The organism is Amycolatopsis kentuckyensis (assembly GCF_002155975.1).
GTDB lineage: Bacteria > Actinomycetota > Actinomycetes > Mycobacteriales > Pseudonocardiaceae > Amycolatopsis > Amycolatopsis kentuckyensis.
Map to the genome: position 1 here is coordinate 1 of NZ_MUMI01000859.1, position 1157 is coordinate 1157.

1 protein-coding gene is annotated in these 1157 nt (G+C 77.4%); it reads right to left on the reverse strand.

Annotated elements, in window-relative coordinates:
• A partial coding sequence (locus CCN39_RS48705) for an AMP-binding protein (protein ID WP_086854012.1) occupies positions 1-1120 on the reverse strand: 1120 nt, incomplete at its 3' end.
• Positions 1121-1157: the final 37 nt, after the last annotated feature.

Here is a 1157-nt window from a genome sequence, read left to right on the forward strand (position 1 = left end):
GCTGCCCGGCCGGGGCGCCGCAGGCGACGAGGCGGACGCCGTCGGCGGCCGGCCGCGCGGTGCCCGTGGCGAGGGCGTCGCGGTCGAAGGTGGTGACGCGCGGGGCCGCGGCCGGGCCGGTGGTGACGAAGACGGTGGCCTCGGCCAGGCCGTAGGCGGGGCGGGTCATCTCCGGCCGGTACCCGGCGGTGGCGAAGGCGGTGTGGAACCGGCCGAGCACGTCCGGGTTGATCGGCTCGGCGCCGTTGACGATCGCGGTGACGCGGCCGAGCCGCAGCCGCGCGCGGTCGGCCTCGCGGATCCGGCTCGCGCAGTAGTGGAAGGCGAAGTTCGGGGCGGCGCTCCAGCTGCCCGCGTGGTCGCCGAGCAGCTCCAGCCAGCGGACCGGCCGCTCGATGAAGGCCAGCGGGTCCATCAGCACCGAGCGCAGGCCGAACGCCAAGGGGGTGAGCAGGCCGAGGACGAGACCCATGTCGTGGAACAGCGGCAGCCACGAAACCGTGGTGGCCGCCGTCGGGTCGAGGCCGAGGCCGCGCACCGCCTGGGTGACGTTGGCGAGCACGTTGGCGTGGCTCAGCACCACGCCGGCCGGGCTGCGGGTCGAACCGGACGTGTACTGCAGGTAGGCGACGTCGCCCGGGGCCGCGGTGGGCGCGGGCCGGGTCCGCGCCGGCTCCGGCCGGTCGGCCGCGACGACCGCGATGTCCCGGCCGAGGAACGCTTCGACACCCGGCCGGGCGCCGGCGGTGGTGACGACGGCCGACGGCGCGCAGTCGGCGAGGACCGCGGCGAGCCGTCCCGCGTGGCCCGGCAGGCCCGGGTCGAACAGCGGCACCGCGATCGCGCCCGCGGCGATCGCGGCCAGGAACCCGATGACATAGTCCGGGCCCTGCGGGCAGAGCACGGCGACCCGGTCGCCCGGCGACACCGGCAGCGCGCCCGCGGCGGCGTCGACGCGTTCGGCCAGCTGCCGCCAGGTGAGGCTGCGCCGCCGTCCGGCGGGGTCGGCGGTGAAGTCGGCGAAGGTGAGGGCGGGCGTGTCGGGGGTGGTCGCCGCCCAGTGGCGCAGGCACGCGATCAGGGTGTCGCCGCCCGCCGCCGGGAAGTTCTGCTGGGACATGGGGTCTCCTTGCTAGCGGCCCAGCCGTGGGGCGGCG